Here is a 19,010-nt window from a genome sequence, read left to right as displayed (position 1 = left end):
CTGACACTTTAGTACTTGATGACTATTTCCTGTGGTGCCCGTCTGCAATCCCAATCTGGCGCATGACCTGCTTCGCGATCCCCAGGCCACCATGCTTTGCAATCGCTGCCGCGACTGCCTCGGTGCCGTAGCTGCTCATCGTATCGAGCGACGTATCCCGGTCCGGATCACCCGTTCCGAAGCCTCCGCCACTCTCATCTTCGGCGCCATCCTTGCCGGCCTGCATCGGCTTCAGCAGCTCCTGCATCATCATTCCCTCGAACTGCTCGGCGGCGTCCTGCAACTTGGCCTGGCGCGCTCGGTCGGTCGGACTCAGCACGCTTAGACTTGCTGCCGTATCTGCACACTGTGTACTCGCAATGTTCATAGCACCTCTATCTCCGCCTCAAGGGCGCCAGCCGACTTCATCGCCTGAAGGATCGAGATCACATCCCGCGCCGTAGCTCCGATGCTCTGCAGACTGCGTACCAGGTCATCCACGGTCGACCCCTTTTTCAACTCGATCCGGTTGACGGGCTTATCCTTCACCTGGATCTGGGTCTGCTGCACTACCTGAGTTGTCCCGGTATTCGAGAAGGCACTCGGCTGTGAGACCTGAAACTCGCTGACCACATTGATCGCAAGACCGCCATGCAGGATCGACACAGGTTGAAGAACTACTGTCCCCCCAATAACGACTGTCCCCGTTCGCTCATTCACAACAACCTTGGCGGTCGGATAAAACGGCACTTCGACGGCCTCTACGCGGGCGAGGAGCGAAGGAATATCTTCTCCCGGAGTGACCTCGAGGTTTATCTCGCGGCTATCGATCGAACGCGCTGCATCGCGTCCGAGGTCTTTGTTGATAAAGGTCGCCATCGCCCCCGCACTGCGAAAGTCCGCCTGGTTCAGCAGCAGGGTGAAGTTATGCCGCCCGGCGAGTTCGAACGCGAGGCCGCGCTCTACCATCGCACCGGCAGGGATCCTCGCGGTCGTCGGGTGATTGTAAGACTTCACGTTGCCATTGACGCTGAGCGCATATCCTCCCACGACCAGGGATCCTTCGCCCTCGGCGTAGATCTTTCCATCGGGGCCGTAGAGCGGTGTCAGCAGCAGAAGTCCGCCCTCGAGGCTCTGCGCGTCGCCAGCAGATGCAACGGTGACATCAAGCTTCGTCCCCGGTCGCGAAAAAGGAGGCAGCGTTGCCGAGATGAAGACCGCGGCAAGGTTCTGCACCTTGATCGCGGACGCAGGCACACTTACCCCCATGCGCAACAACGTAGCGGCCAGTGTCTGGAGAGGGAAGGTCGTCTGCTGACTGTCGCCGGTGTTATGCAGACCCACCACAATGCCGTAGCCGACGAGTTGATTGTCGCGAATGCCCTCAATTGAGGCGATATCTTTGACCCGAGCCAGATGCTGCACTTCAGGCGGAGCGACCGGCTCTATGGCCCACCCAGCCGGGCCACAAGCCAGCAGCCAGAACGCCCAACTCAGGCGTAGAAGCGTCCGCCGCGCCAGTCTAAAACTGACAGCGAGGGCGCGCTTCCCCAGACTTCCCACTGGGAACATAGTCCCTCGCGAGTCCTGTAGATCGGATTGATGGATTCCCAGCCCTGACTGACTCATTGCATCCTCGGTCTCAACAAACAACTGCTTCGGCAACTTAGAAAATTCGCTCGATTAGAAGATCAGGATCTGCTGGAGCAACCGCACCAGCGGGTTCTGCCGCCTCGTATAGTCGTTCACGATTCCCTTGCCCTTCACTTCCAGCTCCAGGCTCGAGATCGCCGTAGACTTGACCTGGTTCTCCTGCGAGATGTCTTCCGGCCTGACCAGTCCGCGAAGAATGATGGTCTGCGTCTGCTGCGAGAACTCGACCTGCCGGGCCGCTTCGATCACCAGCATTCCGTTGGGCAGCACCTCAATCACCTGTCCGCCGAACGTTGTCGTCAAGCTGGAGTTGGTTGCGCTCGCACCTGCCGCATTGAGTGAATTCGATGAGCTCTGATTGACCAGATTCTGGAGCGCGTTACTCGCATGTAGAGCTCCAATAAGGCTCGAGATCGACGAGTTTGCCGCCGACGCTCTCTGATTCTTGACTGTCCCATCGGTCGATGCGGCAAGGTTCTCGAGCACCACAACCTGAATCAGATCGTTGGGTCGCATCGCGCGAACGTCTGTATTGAGCCGCGTCAGCCTGCCCGACTCGCTCCAGATCGCGCCTGCCGCCGGCTGCGCGCTCGAGGTCTCCCTGCGAAGCCGCTCCACGTAAGCATTCAGGGAGTTCACCGCGATATTCGGATTCGCCGGGACCAGCTTCTTCAGCATGGTCCGCTTACCGGGGGGCGGCGCGGCAGCCATGATCGGGGTCGTTAACGGCACACCGGCAAAGCCCGGATCAGTGGTCGATGAAGGAAGTGCCTTGGCCGCCACCGGATACGGTGGAGGAGGTTCTGAATCTGATGGAGTCGCAGGCACAGACGGTGCCGGCTGCGGCGCAGCCTGCGCTGCAGCCGAGGCGGCGCTCGCCTGCGCCGAAGGTCTGCTCACGGTTCGCGGAGAGATCCTTGAAGACGCTGCCGGCCGGGTAGAGGTCCGCCCTGCCGCACCCGGTGCCTGTATAACAACAGGAGTCGCCGCCTGTCCGGAAGCTGGTGTGATCGACTGTACGGCTACCGGGGCCGAGCCTGGCGTTGCAGGTGGCGTGATGGCCGGAGGTGCGGTCTGCGATAGCGCCGTTGCTGCCATCAGCCACCAGGCCACAAGGCAGGTACGAACGATCCATCCGCTGCTGCCTTCATCGGAAATTATCTTCACTGCGTCATCTCCACATCCCCGGGCCCATGTACTACCCCGACCACCCGCCAGCCTGTATCGCCGTCCACTCCAGAGCTCGGAATTCTGAGCTTCACCTCTTCGCCAATCGCCGCGCTTCCCTCTGCAATTGCGCTCATCTCTATCCGGACATTCCGCTCGATCTTCCAGAGCCTTACCCGGTCGCCGTAGTGAACGAGCGCAAGATATGGTTTGGGTGGGGCTACACTTTCAGCGGGTCTCGCCTCGACGGAGGTTCCATCGACCAACTCCACCGGCCCGACTGTATCCATCCGCTCAGACCATAGGGGATACTCGGGATGTTGCACATCTTCGAGCACCGCCCAGTTCTGCTTCAGCACCGCGTCCCAGCGGACCTCGCGCAGCCTCATGCCACGTAACTGGGCACGCGCCATAATCGCGGCGAGTGGAGCAGGCTTCGCGTGTGCAGGAAGCAACCCGGCCCCGCCCAACTCTCCCGCAAAGCTCGGCGCGCAGGAGCAAAAGAGCGCGGCGTGGAAGGCGAGTTGGGCGAGAGTTCTCATTACCGGATCAACCCGTTGATCTGCGAGTACATATCGTCCGCCGTCCGAATCACCTTCGAGTTGCTCTCGTAGGCCCGCTGCGCCAGGATCATCTGCACGAACTCCGTCACCACATCCACGTTCGAGTTCTCGAGGTAAGCCTGCTGCAGTGTTCCCATGCCCGTATTACCGCCCGGGTTGTCGGTGATCGCATTGCCCGAAGAGGTCGAAGGTTGAAAGAGGTTGCTGCCCAGCGAGTTCAACCCGCCGGGATTAGGAAACGTTGCGAGCTGAATCTGGCCTAGCTGGCTGGAGGTCGTCTGGCCGGGCAGCGTCGCCGTCACCACCCCGTAGGGAGAGATCGTCACCGATGTCGCATTCGACGGGATCGTGAGCGATGGAATCAGCGGGTTTCCGTTGGGGTCGACAACATTGCCGACGTTGGTCAAGGTGAAGTTTCCCGCGCGGGTGTAAGCCAGCGTCCCGTTAGGCAGTTGAACCTGAAAGAACCCGGTTCCCGAGATCGCGAGATCGTACTGGTTCCCCGTCTGGTTGAACTCGCCCTGGGTCATGATGACCTCACTGGTGATCGCCCTTGTTCCCAACCCAATCTGCAGACCTGCGGAGGTCGTCTGCTGGCTGGAAGCCGACCCAGGCGCCACCAGGTTCTGGTAGACCATGTCCTGGAACTGCAGCCTGCGCTGGCGGAAGCCCGCTGTCGCGGAGTTGGCCAGGTTGTTCGCCACCGTGTCCAGGTTCAACTGCTGGGCGTCCATTCCGCTTGCCGCCGTGTACATTGCTCGAATCATCGCTTCTCCTCGTATCGAACCGCATCAACCCAAACCGGCTAAACCTTGCCCAACTCCTCAGCCGCGGCCTTATCGAACTCCGTGTAAAAGACGCCCAGGGCGCGTTGCATCATCTCGGTCTGCCGCTGCAGCATCACAAGCTGCATCGATCCTTGAATCGCGTTCTGGTTCGACCCTTCCACCGCACCCTGGCGAATGGTTGCGGTTCCGGCAATCGGGACCACGCCTGACGGAGCTTTGAGGCGGTTGGTCCCCTCTGCCTTCAAGATCTTTTTGTCGGAAAATGTGAAGATGCCGATCTGGCCGACGATCGTATTGCCCTCAGGCGTCGTGACCGAGACGGTTCCGTTCGGAGAGACCGCTACCGTTCCCGTAGGGATCTGTATGGGCTGGCCCAGCGGATCGTTGACCGGTTCGCCCTCCGCATCCTGCAGCACCCCGGTAGCGGATCGCGAGAAGCTGCCGTCACGTGTGTAGAGCACACCACGCGACGTCTGCAGCGCGAAGAAACCGTCCCCCTGCAATCCCAGGTCGAGCGAGTTTCCCGTCTCGGTCATCTGCCCCTGGCTGAAGTCCAGCGCATTACCGCCAAGCACGCCAAAGTCGTTGACCGAGGAGCCTACCTGCGAATCGCCCTCGAGCCCGCCGAGGTTATCCACTAGAACTCCGCGGAAGAGTCCCTTCTCCGCCCGAAATCCGCCGGTTCCCACATTGGCGAGATTGTTGGCTGCCGTGTCGAGCGCCTGGGTGCGCGAGAGTAACGCCGTATATGCCGCATAGAGGCCGCTGTCCATGCACAGAGAGAATGCAAGCGCGTGGCCGAATTATCCGGCGAACCCGTTAGAGCGGACTAAGCAGCGGGTCACCCAGCCGCGATTCAGGCTAACCGCTGCTGCATCTTGACTTGGCCCAATCGTATGGAGCGGCTCCAGTGCTAGAGGAGTTACCGATGTAATAAACCCGCGTGACCGTCGGTTGCGGATCGCTCCGTATCTGTGATCCTTCTCTGAAGCTGGACAAGCTAAGGTTGCGTCAACTCACCACACTACAAACTGGGCCCTCGAACCTCCATCTATCTCACCGGAGTCGACTATGTCCCATATCAGCTCAATCACCCGGCTTCGGTTTCGCCAGATTCGATTTCTCGCGAAGACCCTTGAACATCTCTCCTGCCATAGCCAATCCCGCAAAATCCTCGCAGCCCTTGGCAGTAACTCCTTGCTCGATCACTGCCTATCCGGCTTCCGGCGGACGTTTTCATCCTTTGAAGAAGCGCGCCTTCATGCGGGCAAATATAGAGTTCCCTCGCACGAACATCCCGACAATATCAGCATCCACAGCTACCGGACGGAAGAGGTCCGGGAGAGCGACTACCCGGTCCTGTTCCACATGCAGCGGCTCATGGGAGAGGTCAACTCTGTCCTCGATATTGGCGGAAGTATTGGCAATCTCTTTTATGGCTATTCAAAGTACCTTTCTTATCCCCCCGGAATGACCTGGACGGTCTGTGAAGTGCCCGACACGATCATCGCCGGGTCACATTTGGCACAACAGCGAAACGAACACCGCCTTCGATTCGTCGAGCGGATCCAGGATTGCGATGCGGTCGATGCCGTGATCATCTCCGGGGCGCTGCATTACTTCGAACAACTTCCCCCGGCCCTGATCGAGGGCCTCCGCCGTCAACCGCGCCATGTCTTCATCAACCGTACGCCGGTGATCTATGGTCCTTCGGCGTTCACCATCCAGGACCACGAGCAGTACTTCGCAATCTCTCCAGCCCGTGTTCTCTCTCATGAGGTGCTCTTGGAGGCGATGTACAGGGCGGGGTACGAGTTGGTCGACGAGTGGAAGGCTAACGAACTTCGGCTGCATATCCCGCTTCATCCAGAGGCATCTGTCTCCGCGTACTCTGGTTTCTACTTCCGGATGAAGCAAGCCGGAGCCGTGCGGCACCCCCAGCCGACCAGGGAGATTTTGAAGCGCGTCATGAGCACCCGCCGGACGTCTCGCAGGATTGCGGGCGTGGCAGTACACTCTGGCTGAAACAGCGCGGGCGGCCCAAAGGGCCGCCCGGCAATTTCAATCGAACAGATTTGCCTATTTCACAACGGACTGGAACAAAGGAGAGCTGAGCAGGCTCGAGAACTGGCTGTCTGTTGAAGAGTACGAAACCATCAACGTGCCGGAGTTCGAATCGATCGTGGTCTCGTCCAAGGCCTGCTTCTCGAGCGGCGATCCCTGTGTCTTGCGCATCAGCGAGACGCCCTTCATCAGGGTTGCGGCTGTCGCTCCGGTCAACGTATCGGACATCACCACGGCCATGTCGAACTTCACACCGTTCGAAAAGTCCATCGTGTAACGCGAACTCTTCATCCGGTCGCGGACCGTGTCGTAGTCCGTCAACTGGGCAGCATCGCCAAGCACACTGCGCATCATGGTCTGCGTGCCCTTCGCATCAAGAAGGCTCCAAACAGCCTTCGAATCGACGGCACCCATCTCATTCACCATGTCGGTGTCGGCAAGGAAGTTCTGCTGCAGGCCGTCGTGCGCATCGAGCGAGATATCGATCGACTTCTTGTCACCAAAGATCATCGTCGTCTGGTTCAGGAATACGACATCGAAACCAGCCGAACCCATCGGATACACGAGATTGTTGCGTACCGCGCGTGGCTTCACCTTGTCTTTCGTGAACTTCGCCAGGATCGCGCGAGTCTGAAACTGTCCCTGAGCGATTCCCAGGATGCGAGCCGAATCAGCAGTCGTCCCTGTACGGAATGCGGCGAAGCAGAGAATGTCGGCGTCCTGGTCGACCTTCAGACCGGATGACTTCAGCGCCGTCTCGAGCCGCTTCAACTCCGGCGGAAGTACGCGGTCCTTCAGGCTCATGGCGGCGGGCGAGTTCTGCATCGCCCGGTAGTCCACCACGATCAACTGCTGCACGTCTTTAGGAATCGCGGATTTCGCGTCATTGCTCAACTGCGCAGCCCGGGCGACAACGGGTGACACCACCAGAACAGCTGCAATTGCGGCGACGGCCAGACCCTTGGCAACATCGGGAATCAAACTCTTCAACTTGGAATTCACTGGTAAATCTCCTGATCTCGTTCGCAACGGGGCGACACCCTGATTGTCTCTATCTGTTACGTCGAATGCAAGTCAATGGATGATGACCGTTTTGCACGTCCTGAAACGGTTCAGTTCAACACAGAGTGTTAAGTCGGGAATCGGCTAGCTAACCGGCCACTCCATCGGACGATGCAGCTTTCTTTCCAGCACCTTCTCTTCTGCATTGAATCCAAGGGTTTGACGCACCCAATCAGAATCCGGCTCAAACGCCGCCTCGGGAATTAACCCGATCAACTCGCCATCAGAGACCTCGACCCCATGGCGTCGCGCGATGGTGCTGACCGCCGCGTGGACCTGGCCCATGGGGGTCAACTGGTAGTCGGTGATGTTCATGCTGATCTGCGCGCGGCCATTCGCCATCACACCGATAGCCTTCACTCCCTGCAACCCGCCGTTTGAGACCCGAAGATCGCGAATGTCCCGTGCAATCGCCCGGGCGGAGGCAATCTCGGTCTGCTGCGGCAAAATCGGAGCCTGTCCGCTGCCGTTGCTGCCTGGGTGCTGAATATAAAGGTTATAAGCAATAAGAAAGCTTCGGGCTCCGACAGCACTCGCTCCGGCCTTCGAGTGCAACTCAGGGCCGCCGACGTCCGGTCGACGCATCGCATCGCGAAGCGCCGCCTCGCGTAACCCTTCAAACTGTCCCCTGCGAACATCTTCTAACTGAACCCGGTCCGGTCGTGTCGCCGCCGCTCCGTAGAAATAGACCGGAACCCCGTACCTTCGCCAGATCTGCAGTCCCGCCTGACGCGCCAGCATCGCGCACTCCGCCACCGAGATTCCACTAACCGGCACAAAAGGCACAACATCGGCCGCGCCAATCCGAGGATGGACTCCGCTCTGCTGGGTAAGGTCGATCAACTGCGCCGCCTTCCCAACCCCGCGTACCGCAGATTCCACCACCGCGTCCGGACTACCCGCAATCGTCACCACGGAACGATTGTGCGTCGCATCCCGAGACCAGTCCAGCAGACGCACACCGTCGACCTTCATCGAGGCGACGATGGCGCGGACCTTCTCCTCATCCATTCCTTCGGAGAAGTTTGGAACACATTCGATGATCGATTCAGCGTTCATCAGCGCAGTACCATTTCAGACTCAACTACTTCCAGAACGTGTATCCGATATTGAATTGCACACTGGCATTCACGCCGGGGTTCTTGTCGCCAAGGGATGCGCTTGAGATATGAACGGCGTTCGCGCCGAAGTCAATCGAACGCGTCGGCGAAAGGAAATAGTGGATCCCGACTCCGCCCTGCGGCGTAAAGTTCCACACGCTCGCATCGGTGTTCGGGCCGTCATTCGTCAGGTTGAGAGTCGGCGATCCGAAGGCCGGATACTTGTGGTCTGTCCAGAGAACGCCGCCCGCCGCCTGCGCCCAGGGCACAATCCGTCCATGCCCGGTGAAGTTCCACCGGAGGATGATCGGCGTCGCGGTCACGCCTGTAAATGTGCCGCCCACGGTGTAGTACGGGGAGCACGTGATTCCGCCCAGCAGTGGACCGGCGACACAATTTGCCCGCTGAAACTTGGGCGTGTAGGACTGCCAGTAGGGGAAGAGTTCCATGGCGTACTCGAAGTTGCCGCGCAGAAGTCCGGGCTTATCGTGGCTATAGAGCACCTTGCCCGCGTGGACGCCAGCCATGATGAACTTGAAGCCGCTGCGTTCCTCGGTCAATCCGACTCCGCCCTGCACGATAGCGCCGTACTCGAACGGCAGCGAGTTGGAGTGCATCTCGAATCGGTTCGCCACATGCGTGTTCCCCGCCGGGGCTGCAATCGCGGTGCCTGCGGCCTCTCCACCTTCATCCAGGCTGGAAGACGAGAACTGCTGCATCTGTGCGTGGCCCGCGCTCACAACTGCCAGTAACGCCAACGCACCTATCGACATCGATCTCAAGCCAAACTTCATCCGTGAACTCCCGTTCTTCAAACTCTCTCGTTCCACTAGCATAGCTGCGCGCAGTAAAAAGCCGCCGAAACCCCCGGCGGCTTTTTCCTCCGTCTCCGGTCCTGCTTACCCTGCTGCAACTTCCTCACTTGCATGGTCGAAGTTCGAATAGACGTTTTGAGCGTCATCCAGATCTTCGAGCGTTTCCAGCAGACGCATCATCTGATTCGCCGGCGCACCCTCAAGCTTCGTGTAGGTCGATGAAATCATCGTGACCTCGGCATGTTCGGGCGTAAGCTTGGCGGCCTTCAAGGCGTTCGTCACGTTCTCGAACTCCTTGGGATCGCAAAGAATCTCCCAGTTATCGCCCTCGTCCGCAAGATCGTCGGCACCCGCATCGAGCACAATCTCCGTCAGCTTATCTTCAGAGACGGCATCCTTGGCGACGACGATGACACCCTTCTTCGTGAACATCCAGGAGACCGAGTTCGACTCGCCGAGGTTGCCACCGTTCTTCGAGAACGCATGACGAATCTCGCTCACCGCGCGATTCTTGTTGTCCGTCAGCACATCGACGATGACGGCAACGCCGCCTGGTCCATAGCCCTCATACGTGATCTCTTCGTAGTTCACGCCTTCGAGTTCGCCCGTACCGCGCTGGATCGCTCGCTTGATGTTGTCCGCCGGCATATTCTCCGCCTTGGCGGCAGCAATCGCTCCGCGCAGTCGCGGATTGCCGTCAGGATCTCCGCCGCCCTGCTTCGCTGCGATGGTGACTTCCTTGATCAGGCGGGTAAAGATCTTGCCGCGCTTGGCATCGAGCGCGCCCTTCTTGTGCTTGATTGTCGCCCATTTTGAATGGCCTGACATAGTTCAACCTCTTCTACGAAACTCCGGGAATTCGCACCGGTCGCTGCTGTCCGCAACCCGCGTTCGACTTTCGATAGTAGCACTTGCACCTTGCCTGAGTCACGGCGTAGTCGCGCTAGACTGTCTCAGCAGCCATGAGATCGCGCAGGCTTTCCCGCCGCCTTACCAGGCGAGCCCGCCTACCCTCCACCAGCACCTCGGCCGGTCTCACCCGCGAGTTATAGTTCGAAGCCAGCGACATCCCATACGCCCCCGCATCCTCGATCAGAACGAGTTCACCCGGCTTCACCGCAGACATCACGCGGTCGTGCGCGAAGAAGTCGCCCGACTCGCACACAGGCCCCACGACATCAACTTTCCCTGCATCTTTACCTTGCTTCACCGGCAGAATCTCGTGGTGCGCCCGATAAAGCGATGGCCGGATCAGGTCGTTCATTCCCGCGTCCGTGATCACGAACGTCTTCGCCCCGTTTTTCTTCACATACAGCACCTGCGTCAGCAGCCCGCCCGCCTGGCCAACCAGGAACCTCCCCGGCTCCAGCAGGAGACGCACTCCAAGGCCCTCGATCACTCCGCCCAGTGCCGCCGCATACCGAGCCACCTCCGCCGCCGGGTCGAAGTCGCCTTGGGAGTAGTCGATGCCGAGCCCACCGCCCGCATCGACGTATCGGATCTGGTGCCCGTCCGTCCGCAGCTCTGCGATCAGACCAGTTACCCGCTCCATTGCCGCCGCAAACGGATCGACCGATCGTATCTGCGAGCCAATATGGACGCTCACTCCCGCCGCGTCCAGCGACTTGTTCTTCGCAGCCTTCTTATAGATCGCCCTCGCCAGGCCAATCGCAATTCCGAACTTATGTTCGCTCAGCCCGGTCGAGATGTACGGATGCGTCTCCGCGAAGACATCCGGGTTCACCCGCAGCGCAAATCTCGCGCGCTTGCCCATCGCGGCGGCGCGCTCCGCCAGCAAGCCCAACTCAGCCTCGGATTCAACGTTGAAGATCAGGATATCGGCCTTCAGAGCGGCATCGATCTCCCAAACTTGTTTGCCCACACCAGAGAAGACGACCTTCTTCAGCGCCGGCCTGAACGCCTTCCGAACCCGTTCCAGTTCCCCGCCCGAAACAATATCGAATCCGGCCCCGCGCTCGCCCAGCAGCTTCAGAATCGCGAGTGAGCTATTCGCCTTCACCGAATAACAGACGGTATGCGTGTGCTCTTGGAAGGCCGCCTCAAAGAGTTCATAGCGATAACCAATCTGCTCGGCCGAGTAGACGTACAGAGGAGTTCCGAACTCGCCCGCGAGCTTTCGCAGGTCGACGCCGTCGCAGAACAGGGACTTCTTGTTGTAGGCAAACGGACGAGCTTCGGGGGCGTGCGCTTTCTTCTTCAATGGACTCAAACCGTAGTATTTCCTGTCGAACCTGAGGGTGGATTAGTAGCTGATGGATAGCCCGAAGCCGGTGGCAGAGCATAGGCCCCTTCGGGAATGATGCCCCACGCGGCTAGGTAGCAAAGTCCCCCGAAGCCGCTGGTCACGAGTGCAAAGACCACGGTGAGTATGCGCACCAAGCTCAAGTCCCAGCCGTACTGGAGAGCGATCCCCGAGCATACGCCCGCGATCATCCGCGGATAGCGAGGGCGAACCAGCTTCGATACAGGCTGCGGAGGATAGCCGGAACCGGTGTATCCGGCGCTGCTAATCTGAGTACCGCAAGATGGGCAGAAGCGGACTCCCGCCTCCGCAGACTTCCCGCAATTAGGACAGAACATACGTCACCTCGGAATTCCCTATTCTGCCATATCGTCGGCATCGCAGGAAGATACGCGGAACGGCCAGCCGCCGTTCCCTGCTCCCGCTTTACTTGCCCGCGTAGGGCTCCTTCAGATACTTGCGAGCGGTGTCGGCCTGGGACTGATCGCCGCCTCCGGCCGCTGCCATCTGGTAGAGCTGGATGGCACGGTCGCGCTTATGGAGCAGATCGAACATCTCTCCGGCATTCAACTGCGCGCGCTTCCTCAGCCAGTCGCTGCACTTTGGCTGCTGGGCGGCGTTCACATAGTCGTTCGCTGCGTCGAAGATGTCGTTCTGCCCACGTTCGGTATCTGCCAGCCCAAACCACACCATCTGCAGCCTTGCATCGGCAAAGTACCCCGGCTTCTGCGCATCGCTAAGAACCTGCTTATAGATGGCGATCGCTCCGGGGCCATTCCCCGCATCCTTGGTCAGGTTGGCCTCTTCAAGCCGGAAGAGGTAGTCATGCGGAAACTCTTCGGCAAGTCCGTGCTGCACCACGATCGCTTCCTGATACCTCGCGTCGTGCCGAAGGAAGAGCGAGAGCACCGTCCGCGAGCTGACATTGGTCACGTACCCGTGCGCTGCTGCGTCGCGCAACATATCCAGGCCCTTTTCCTTATTCCCGCCGACACCGACGATACCCACCATCAGCCGCACCAGTCGCGGCAGGCTCGCTACCGCGAACTGCTGGATGCCGACGGCCATCTTGGCGTCGGCATACTCCGGGTCGATCTTCAGTGCCTGTTCGCTGTCGCTTCTGGCCGCGTAGCCCTGCCGCGCTGCGCCGGCAAAGCTGTGATCGACCAACGTGATGAACGCCGCGTGCAGCCCTTTCGCATAGCCCCGTGCAAAGTAGGCGTCCTTGTCGCGCGAGTTGTTCTTGATCCGTTGGTCGCAGATGCGATCCACGCTATCGGTCAGATCCTCGATCTGCTGCCGCGTCGCCGCGGGCACGTCGACATTCCGCTTGGAACTCAGAAAGCTGTCGTGAGCGTAGTAGGTCGTGTCCAACAGGTCCTGATGGTAGAGCTCGCGGAAGATCACTACGGTCAAGACGTAACCCATCGCCATGGGGTCCTGAGGATGCGCCTTCAACACCGTCTCAAAACGCTGCAGCGAGCCGTCATAGTCCAGATTGTAGAAGTGTTGAAACCCATCCCGGACCATGGGGTCCAGGTTCAGCGGGTCGGTGTGCAGATCAGCCGCGCCCGAGGTTCGGACGGTCATTGCCAGCAGAAAAAGTACGAAGGCCCCCGCGGTAAACTTCCCCAACCTGTGGCCCATAATCTTTATATTCTTCATAGTCCGAATGACGTACTCTACTCTCCCGGGGTCGCAGCAACCTCGCTAATGACTATACCGTTCCCCTGGACCCCTCAAGTTCTTCACGATCATCCCGCATCAGGAGCCTCTACTCCCTATGACGAAGATCGAACTGATTCGGTTGTTGGTCGGCCAGGCACGGGCAAACGGGTTCGAGTTCCGCAAGTGGTACACCAGCAAGCTGGGGCGCCCGTGGGTTGACGCAGACACATCCATTACGGAGTTGGCGATGGAGCGGCGCTACTACGTCCTGCTCTTCTCGCATGAGTTCGCGTCGAACTTCTGGAAGGCCGGCGAGACCATCACCTTTCAGGTACCCAAACAGACCTTCCAGCGTAAGATGCCCGACGGCAGCATCGGTACGGTGAAGCGCAAGTCCTACATCAGGCGATCCGCCCGCGAAGATGTCTGGCGATACCACCTGCAGGAGCTTGCCGTGGCCGAGGAGCCGCTGCGTTATATGCGCCGCTATCTTCGAGTGGAAGAAGATCTGGATCGTGAACCAGATAGTGGGTCAGACACCGACCCCATCCAGTAACCCTGTATCGTCACCGCACGCCTTCAAACTCCATGCTGCCTTCGGATGGCGACGATCTGTTTTATGTGATGACGACCATGCGTGAGGTGAAACTTCGACCATTGGGCGAAGTTCAGCGGACCGAGGGCCATATGATTGACCGCCCTGTGTCTGCTTCCGAACAAAGCCTCAGCGGCTGCCAACTTCCTGTTCATCGCTGAGAGCGCCAGTCCGAGTTGGTTGATGAGAATTCCAGCCGGTGCAGCCTCTTCGCCGAGGGGAGCACATACTATCTCGGGAGCGATGCGGCCACTTGGAAAGTATCCGACCCCGAGCACGAGACACTGTGCGGCCCATTGCATCGGGGTCACCTTCGCCTTGGTCGGCAGCCCCTTCAAGATCCTCGCTTCCATCGCCTTCTCGGTGGCAGCGTAGGTCCGCAGCAAGTGGCCGACGATCTGCTGGATGCTCCATTTATCCGGAGTGGCTGCGGGTCGAAGTTGCGTCTGGCTGCTGTCGAGTCCGCCCAGGGCAAGCTCCAACTCTTCTCGCAGCAACTCCAGTTCATCCTTCATGGTCGTTTAAATCTACTCCGGAAGGGTGAATCGAGAAACCGCGCGGTAAAGCCCGAGCGTCCGGAGATACCTTGAACGGTCGTCCCAGGGTTGATTGCCTGAACAGAGCTAGCGCAGGCCGTCGAGTGCCTTCTCCGCTGCCTTCGCCCGCTCTCCGTCGGGAGCCAACTTGAGGTACGTGGTGAACTCGGCCAGAGCTTCGTCCTTCTTGCCTAGCTTTTGCGCGGCGTCGCCTAGAACAAAATGCGCCTCCGGATACTCCGGCTGGATCTTCACAGCGTCTTTGGCACGGAGATAGGCTCCCATCTTGTTGCCGCTCTGTCCGTAGTACTTTGCCACGCTCAGGTCTTCGTCGACGCGTTCTGTGTCGGTCTGGGGCGGAGGAGCTTTCTTACGCTTCTCTTTTAGCTTCGGTGCCGAGCTCTTATCGTCATCGTATTGGCCCTTGGGACCGGGGGCGTCAGCGGAGTCTGCGGGCACGGTCGAGCCCGGAATGGTGTCGGCGTCAGAGGACGAAGAGGAGGAGCTTGATGATGGCGCCTGGTCTTCGGGCTGTTTCGCTGGCGCAGGCATGTCGGGATCGGTCGGCATGTCGGCTGTCGAGCCGCCAGGAAAGGGGAAAGCCTTACCGGCAGGAGTGTCCGCAGCCTTCTTCTCCGCAGCGGGATCATGCTGAACGTCTGCGTCTCCCGGCTTGTGCTCGACACTGTCGGAGCCGGGAAACGGAAAGGCCTGTGCTGCAGGCGTCTCGCTGGGCTTCGGCTGTTGTTCGCCGGGGAACGGAAACTGTTGAGCCGCCGGGGTGGAGTTGGCTGGAGTCGCCGCTGGAACGGCCTCATCCGCCGATTTCTTGCTGGTCTTTACCTTCTCCTGAGGGTAGATGGTCGGATCGCAATCGTTCTTTTTCGTCGGCTTTACCGGCTTGCCATCCTTACCCAGAGGACATGGTGGCAGCGTCGTGAGCGGCGGCGGGGGCGGGGTGTAGGTCTGCGCTCGAGCCGTCAACGGCACGCCCGCGAGGAGACCGCAGGCTAGCGCAAGACGAATTCCGAACCGAATCTCCATCAAAATAAGTTTACCCGCTCCGTCCCCTGCAATGCTTTCTGAACGAACCGTTCCGGCCGCCCCAAAGTGTCTCTTACGACCTTTGCTATAGTTCGAGAAACGCCCTCTGCTTCATCGCTACACCGCACCGCTATCTGACTCGATCGGACACCGAAACGTCATGCTTCCAGGCCTCATCATTCGTTCCTCGTCCATTCACGCTGCTGGCTGTTACACCATGCGCGCTATCAAGAACGGTGCTCGCGTCTGTGAATATGACGGCCCGCGCCTGACGAAAGAGGCCGCCGACGATCTCTACCAGGACCGGATGGTCACCTATCTCTTTGGCTACGGCGACAAGGACATGGTCATCGACGGCTTCGGTACCGGTATGTTCGTCAACCACTCCTGTAGCCCAAATTGCGAGACGATTGAGGAAGACGGTCACATCTACGTCAACGCGATCCGCGACATCGCTGCCGGCGAGGAACTCCTCTACGAGTACAACCTGTATGACTCGGACGACGACAGCCAGGACTGCTACTGCGGCTCGAAGAACTGCCGGGGGACAATGTTCTCGGATCTGGAGCTGAAGCGAAGGAGGAAGCTGGCGAAGACGGCGGAGAAAGCCGTCAAGAAGTAAGGCGCGGGGCACAAATGTCTCCCACACCGCCACCGAATACAATAAATTTGTGGCCTACCAAGTTCTCGCCCGCAAGTACCGTCCCCAACGCTTTGCCGATGTAGTCGGCCAGGACCACGTTACCGTCACCATCATGAATGCGCTGACCCAGCAGCGCATCGCCCACGGCTACATCTTCTCGGGTCATCGCGGCATCGGCAAGACCACCATCGCCCGCATCCTGGCCATGGCGCTCAACTGCCGCAACACCATTGGCAGCGAGATTCGCCCCAACGCCGAGCCCTGCGAAGTCTGCGAGTCCTGCACCGAGATCCGTGCGGGAAACGCCGTCGACGTGATCGAGATCGACGCCGCCACCAACCGCGGCATCGACGAGATCCGCGAACTCCGCGACGCCGCCCGCTATAGGCCATCGCGAGACAAGTACAAGATCTACATCCTCGACGAGGCCCATCAGATCACCGACGCGGCCTTCAACGCGCTCCTGAAGACACTCGAAGAGCCACCAGACCACATCGTCTTCATGATGGCGACGACGCAGCCTGAGGACATCCCACAGACCGTCCGCTCGCGCTGCCAGCACTTCAGCTTTCACGCCGTTAAACTCGTCGACATCCTCGGCCAGCTCCGTTCCATCGCCACGCAGGAGGGCATCCACGCCGACGATGCAGCCCTCGCCCTGCTTGCGGAGGCAGGCGACGGCTCCATGCGCGATGCGCTCTCCATCATGGATCAGGCCATTGCCAGCGCGCCCACGGAAGACGGCGTCGCCCGCCTCGATGCCTCGCAGATTCGCGAGCTCATGGGCACCGTTCCTAATGCGGTCTTCGAGCGTATTCTGGAAGCCGTCGACGCGAATCAATCGGCGGAAGTCATCACCGTCGCCAACCAGCTTCTCGACGCTGGAAACTCACCCGCACAGCTTGCCCGGCAGTGCGTCCGCTACCTGCGCAACTGCGTCATCGCGAAGATCTCGAACCTGAACCCTGACGGCTCGAACCTCGACGGCCCTGCAGCCGAATTGCTACAGATATCGCCCGACGAGCAGCGACGCGCCGCCCGCTCGGCATCGCTCTTCTCGGAAGAAGAGTTGACGCGCTTCCTCCAGACCATGCTCCGCACCTTTGACGAGCTTGGCTATCGCCAAGAGCAGCGTTTCCACTTTGAATTGGGCCTGTTGAAGCTCGTCCATCTGCGTCGGCTGCTGCCCATTGAAGAAGTCCTCAGCAAGTTCAGCGCAACCCCGGCTGCAGCCGCAACATCTACTCGTCCGCCATCTTCTGGCGCCGCAAAGCCCTCCACAACATCCAGCCCATCCGCATCGGTTCGCTCTTCTCCCGCCTTCGCGCCCATGCAAGCAAGCCCTCGCGCCGCCGCTCCTGTTGCGCCTCCTCCACCGCCGCCTATCCTTCCTCAGCCGCCAGCTTTGCCTCCCGTTGCGACTGCGCCCAAGGCCGCCGCGCCCGCACCAGAGCCGCTCAAGGCCTCCGTCACCACCGCGACACTCGCTCCGGCTGAGCCGGATGCCCCACATTTCTACTCTGAGATGCGGGAGACATCTCCAAAGACCGCTGTTCCAGTTCAAGAAGCTGCGCCAGAGCCAACTGCTGCAACTCCAAACCGCGAGGTCCTTCCCGACATCTACGCTGCGGCGACGGTCGTCGAGTCCGATCCACCTGTCGTTGTTCCAGTCTCTGAACTCGCCCCCGCAATGCAACCAGCGGCGGCGAGTTCTTCTGTAGACACCGACCACCTCCAACAGGCAGCCGTGGACGCCCTGATGGCCGCGCGCAGCCAGACCACTGCCGCCGATGCCATCGTGGACTCCGACCTTAGCCTCACCGGCAAGACCCTCACCGTGCAGACGCAGCTCTCGAAGACCATGCTGCCCATGGTCATCAACGCCGAGGCTGAAAAGATCATTCGACTGGCGATCCAGGCTGTTTCGCCGGGCGTGACCGTTACCCTGCTCCCAACCACCACCGCCGCCAAAGCCGCTGCCACCAAGAAACCCCGTGCCGCAGCATCAGGCTCAGCGCAGGCGCGCGCCATGGAGCATCCAATTGTCCAGGAGGCGCAGCGCCTCTTCAACGCCGAGATTCGCAACGTCATCGACTTAACGCCCAACGAATAAGCAGGAGCTCCAAATGAACTTCTCCGATCTCGCAAAGATGAAAGACATGATGGGCCAGGCTAAGCAGATGCAGGCCGAGATGGAGCGCAAGCTCTCGGAGACTGTCGTCGAAGTGTCAACCGGCGGCGGCATCGTGACCGCCCGCATGAACGGCAAGAAGGAACTGCTGAAGCTCAAGATCGACCCCACCGTCCTCGGGAGCTCCAGCTCCGACATCGAGCTACTCGAAGACTTGATCACCTCCGCCGTCAACGAGTGCGGCCGCCGCGCCGAGGAGGCCATGAAGTCCAGCATGCAGGGCCTCATGGGCGGGTTGAATCTTCCGGGACTCACCGACTAATGACCACCCGCTTCGCCGAACCCATGTCGCGCCTCATCGAAGAGCTTCGCAAGCTCCCCGGGATCGGCACAAAGTCCGCACAACGCGTGGCCTTCCACGTTCTTCGCTCCAGCGATGAAGACGCCCGCGACCTCGCCCACGCGATCGAGCAACTCAAGAAGCATCTGCGCCTCTGCTCTATCTGCAACAACATCACCGACGTCGATCCCTGCAACTACTGCTCCAACCCCACGCGCAACCAGCGCTTGATCTGTGTGTTGGAAGAGCCAACCAACATTGCCACCATCGAGAAGACTCGCAACTATAACGGCGTCTACCACGTGCTGCATGGGACACTCTCGCCGGTGAATGGTGTTGGGCCGGAACAGCTTCGGATCGCGAATCTTCTGACGCGTGCGAATGGGTTGACCGAGGTCGATGAGATCATTCTGGCGACATCCCCGACGACCGAGGGCGAGGCGACCGCGAACTACATCGCGCATGAACTTCACCGAGTGAATCCAGCGCTTCCGGTGAGCCGCATCGCGACTGGAGTTCCTGCGGGTTCAGACATCGAGTACGCCGATGAAGTGACGATGTCGCGCGCCATGGAACACCGTCGGGCGCTGTAACGAAAA

General features: G+C 59.9%; 21 protein-coding genes. 6 read left to right on the top strand and 15 right to left on the bottom strand.

Annotated features, from left to right (window positions below):
* Positions 1-22: 22 nt before the first annotated feature.
* The 6 genes from HDF16_RS12440 to HDF16_RS12415 form a co-directional block, all read right to left on the bottom strand.
* The gene (locus tag HDF16_RS12440) at positions 23-367 is read right to left on the bottom strand and encodes a hypothetical protein (RefSeq protein ID WP_184216999.1); all 345 of its coding nucleotides are present in this window, start codon (positions 365-367) and stop codon (positions 23-25) included.
* Positions 364-1,551 carry a flagellar basal body P-ring protein FlgI gene (locus tag HDF16_RS12435; RefSeq protein ID WP_184216997.1) on the bottom strand — a complete coding sequence of 396 codons (1,188 nt, stop codon included), beginning with the start codon at positions 1,549-1,551 and terminating at the stop codon, positions 364-366. The genes HDF16_RS12440 and HDF16_RS12435 overlap by 4 nt, the downstream gene beginning before the upstream one ends.
* Before the next feature lie 111 nt (positions 1,552-1,662).
* Positions 1,663-2,799, bottom strand: coding sequence for a flagellar basal body L-ring protein FlgH (locus HDF16_RS31575; protein WP_348641314.1), 1,137 nt, complete (start codon positions 2,797-2,799; stop codon positions 1,663-1,665).
* Positions 2,796-3,341, bottom strand: a complete 546-nt coding sequence (locus tag HDF16_RS12425) for a hypothetical protein (RefSeq protein ID WP_184216995.1) — start codon at positions 3,339-3,341, stop codon at positions 2,796-2,798. The genes HDF16_RS31575 and HDF16_RS12425 overlap by 4 nt, the downstream gene beginning before the upstream one ends.
* Positions 3,341-4,129: a flagellar basal-body rod protein FlgG gene (flgG, locus tag HDF16_RS12420; RefSeq protein ID WP_184216993.1), complete on the bottom strand. Its 789-nt coding sequence runs from the start codon at positions 4,127-4,129 to the stop codon at positions 3,341-3,343. Before flgG ends, HDF16_RS12425 begins: the two co-directional genes overlap by 1 nt.
* Positions 4,130-4,167: 38 nt before the next feature.
* Positions 4,168-4,923 carry a flagellar hook-basal body protein gene (locus HDF16_RS12415; RefSeq protein ID WP_184216991.1) on the bottom strand — a complete coding sequence of 252 codons (756 nt, stop codon included), beginning with the start codon at positions 4,921-4,923 and terminating at the stop codon, positions 4,168-4,170.
* A gap of 298 nt (positions 4,924-5,221) precedes the next feature.
* Between HDF16_RS12415 and HDF16_RS12410 the strand changes: the two genes are divergently transcribed.
* Positions 5,222-6,175 (top strand): methyltransferase, TIGR04325 family, encoded by a 954-nt coding sequence (locus tag HDF16_RS12410; RefSeq protein WP_184216989.1) that lies wholly within the window; start codon positions 5,222-5,224, stop codon positions 6,173-6,175.
* A 54-nt stretch (positions 6,176-6,229) separates the two neighbouring features.
* On the opposite strand, the gene HDF16_RS12405 is transcribed toward HDF16_RS12410, so the two are convergent.
* The 7 genes from HDF16_RS12405 to HDF16_RS12375 form a co-directional block, all read right to left on the bottom strand.
* Positions 6,230-7,216 carry a hypothetical protein gene (locus HDF16_RS12405; RefSeq protein WP_348641313.1) on the bottom strand — a complete coding sequence of 329 codons (987 nt, stop codon included), beginning with the start codon at positions 7,214-7,216 and terminating at the stop codon, positions 6,230-6,232.
* A gap of 144 nt (positions 7,217-7,360) precedes the next feature.
* On the bottom strand, positions 7,361-8,335 hold the full coding sequence (gene ftcD, locus HDF16_RS12400; protein ID WP_184216987.1) for a glutamate formimidoyltransferase: 975 nt from the start codon (positions 8,333-8,335) through the stop codon (positions 7,361-7,363).
* A 25-nt stretch (positions 8,336-8,360) separates the two neighbouring features.
* Complete coding sequence (locus tag HDF16_RS12395; RefSeq protein WP_246409038.1) at positions 8,361-9,149, bottom strand: acyloxyacyl hydrolase; 789 nt, start codon at positions 9,147-9,149, stop codon at positions 8,361-8,363.
* Between the two features lie 126 nt (positions 9,150-9,275).
* The gene (locus tag HDF16_RS12390) at positions 9,276-10,019 is read right to left on the bottom strand and encodes a YebC/PmpR family DNA-binding transcriptional regulator (RefSeq protein WP_184216985.1); all 744 of its coding nucleotides are present in this window, start codon (positions 10,017-10,019) and stop codon (positions 9,276-9,278) included.
* Positions 10,020-10,134: 115 nt separating this feature from the next.
* The gene (lysA, locus tag HDF16_RS12385; protein WP_184217522.1) at positions 10,135-11,412 is read right to left on the bottom strand and encodes a diaminopimelate decarboxylase; all 1,278 of its coding nucleotides are present in this window, start codon (positions 11,410-11,412) and stop codon (positions 10,135-10,137) included.
* Positions 11,413-11,417: 5 nt separating this feature from the next.
* Complete coding sequence (locus HDF16_RS12380; RefSeq protein ID WP_184216983.1) at positions 11,418-11,792, bottom strand: PspC domain-containing protein; 375 nt, start codon at positions 11,790-11,792, stop codon at positions 11,418-11,420.
* Positions 11,793-11,880: 88 nt separating this feature from the next.
* Positions 11,881-13,119, bottom strand: coding sequence for a tetratricopeptide repeat protein (locus HDF16_RS12375; RefSeq protein WP_246409037.1), 1,239 nt, complete (start codon positions 13,117-13,119; stop codon positions 11,881-11,883).
* A gap of 118 nt (positions 13,120-13,237) precedes the next feature.
* On the opposite strand from HDF16_RS12375, the gene HDF16_RS12370 reads away from it, so the two are divergent.
* Positions 13,238-13,678 carry a hypothetical protein gene (locus HDF16_RS12370; RefSeq protein ID WP_184216981.1) on the top strand — a complete coding sequence of 147 codons (441 nt, stop codon included), beginning with the start codon at positions 13,238-13,240 and terminating at the stop codon, positions 13,676-13,678.
* A gap of 23 nt (positions 13,679-13,701) precedes the next feature.
* Here the strand turns inward: HDF16_RS12370 and HDF16_RS12365 are convergent, their stop codons facing one another.
* The gene (locus HDF16_RS12365) at positions 13,702-14,232 is read right to left on the bottom strand and encodes a DinB family protein (protein WP_184216979.1); all 531 of its coding nucleotides are present in this window, start codon (positions 14,230-14,232) and stop codon (positions 13,702-13,704) included.
* A gap of 108 nt (positions 14,233-14,340) precedes the next feature.
* Complete coding sequence (locus HDF16_RS12360; RefSeq protein ID WP_184216977.1) at positions 14,341-15,297, bottom strand: tetratricopeptide repeat protein; 957 nt, start codon at positions 15,295-15,297, stop codon at positions 14,341-14,343.
* A 160-nt stretch (positions 15,298-15,457) separates the two neighbouring features.
* Between HDF16_RS12360 and HDF16_RS12355 the strand changes: the two genes are divergently transcribed.
* From HDF16_RS12355 to recR, 4 genes are read left to right on the top strand one after another with little or no spacing between them, the layout of a single operon-like run.
* Positions 15,458-15,919, top strand: coding sequence for an SET domain-containing protein (locus HDF16_RS12355; RefSeq protein WP_184216975.1), 462 nt, complete (start codon positions 15,458-15,460; stop codon positions 15,917-15,919).
* Between the two features lie 49 nt (positions 15,920-15,968).
* On the top strand, positions 15,969-18,053 hold the full coding sequence (gene dnaX, locus HDF16_RS12350; protein ID WP_184216973.1) for a DNA polymerase III subunit gamma/tau: 2,085 nt from the start codon (positions 15,969-15,971) through the stop codon (positions 18,051-18,053).
* Positions 18,054-18,066: 13 nt separating this feature from the next.
* On the top strand, positions 18,067-18,393 hold the full coding sequence (locus HDF16_RS12345) for a YbaB/EbfC family nucleoid-associated protein (RefSeq protein ID WP_184216971.1): 327 nt from the start codon (positions 18,067-18,069) through the stop codon (positions 18,391-18,393).
* Positions 18,393-19,004 (top strand): recombination mediator RecR, encoded by a 612-nt coding sequence (gene recR / locus HDF16_RS12340; RefSeq protein WP_184216969.1) that lies wholly within the window; start codon positions 18,393-18,395, stop codon positions 19,002-19,004. Before HDF16_RS12345 ends, recR begins: the two co-directional genes overlap by 1 nt.
* Positions 19,005-19,010 lie beyond the last annotated feature (6 nt).

The sequence above is a fragment of the Granulicella aggregans genome (assembly GCF_014203275.1).
In the GTDB taxonomy this organism is placed as follows: domain Bacteria; phylum Acidobacteriota; class Terriglobia; order Terriglobales; family Acidobacteriaceae; genus Edaphobacter.
This window is presented reverse-complemented; position numbering and strand designations above follow the sequence as displayed.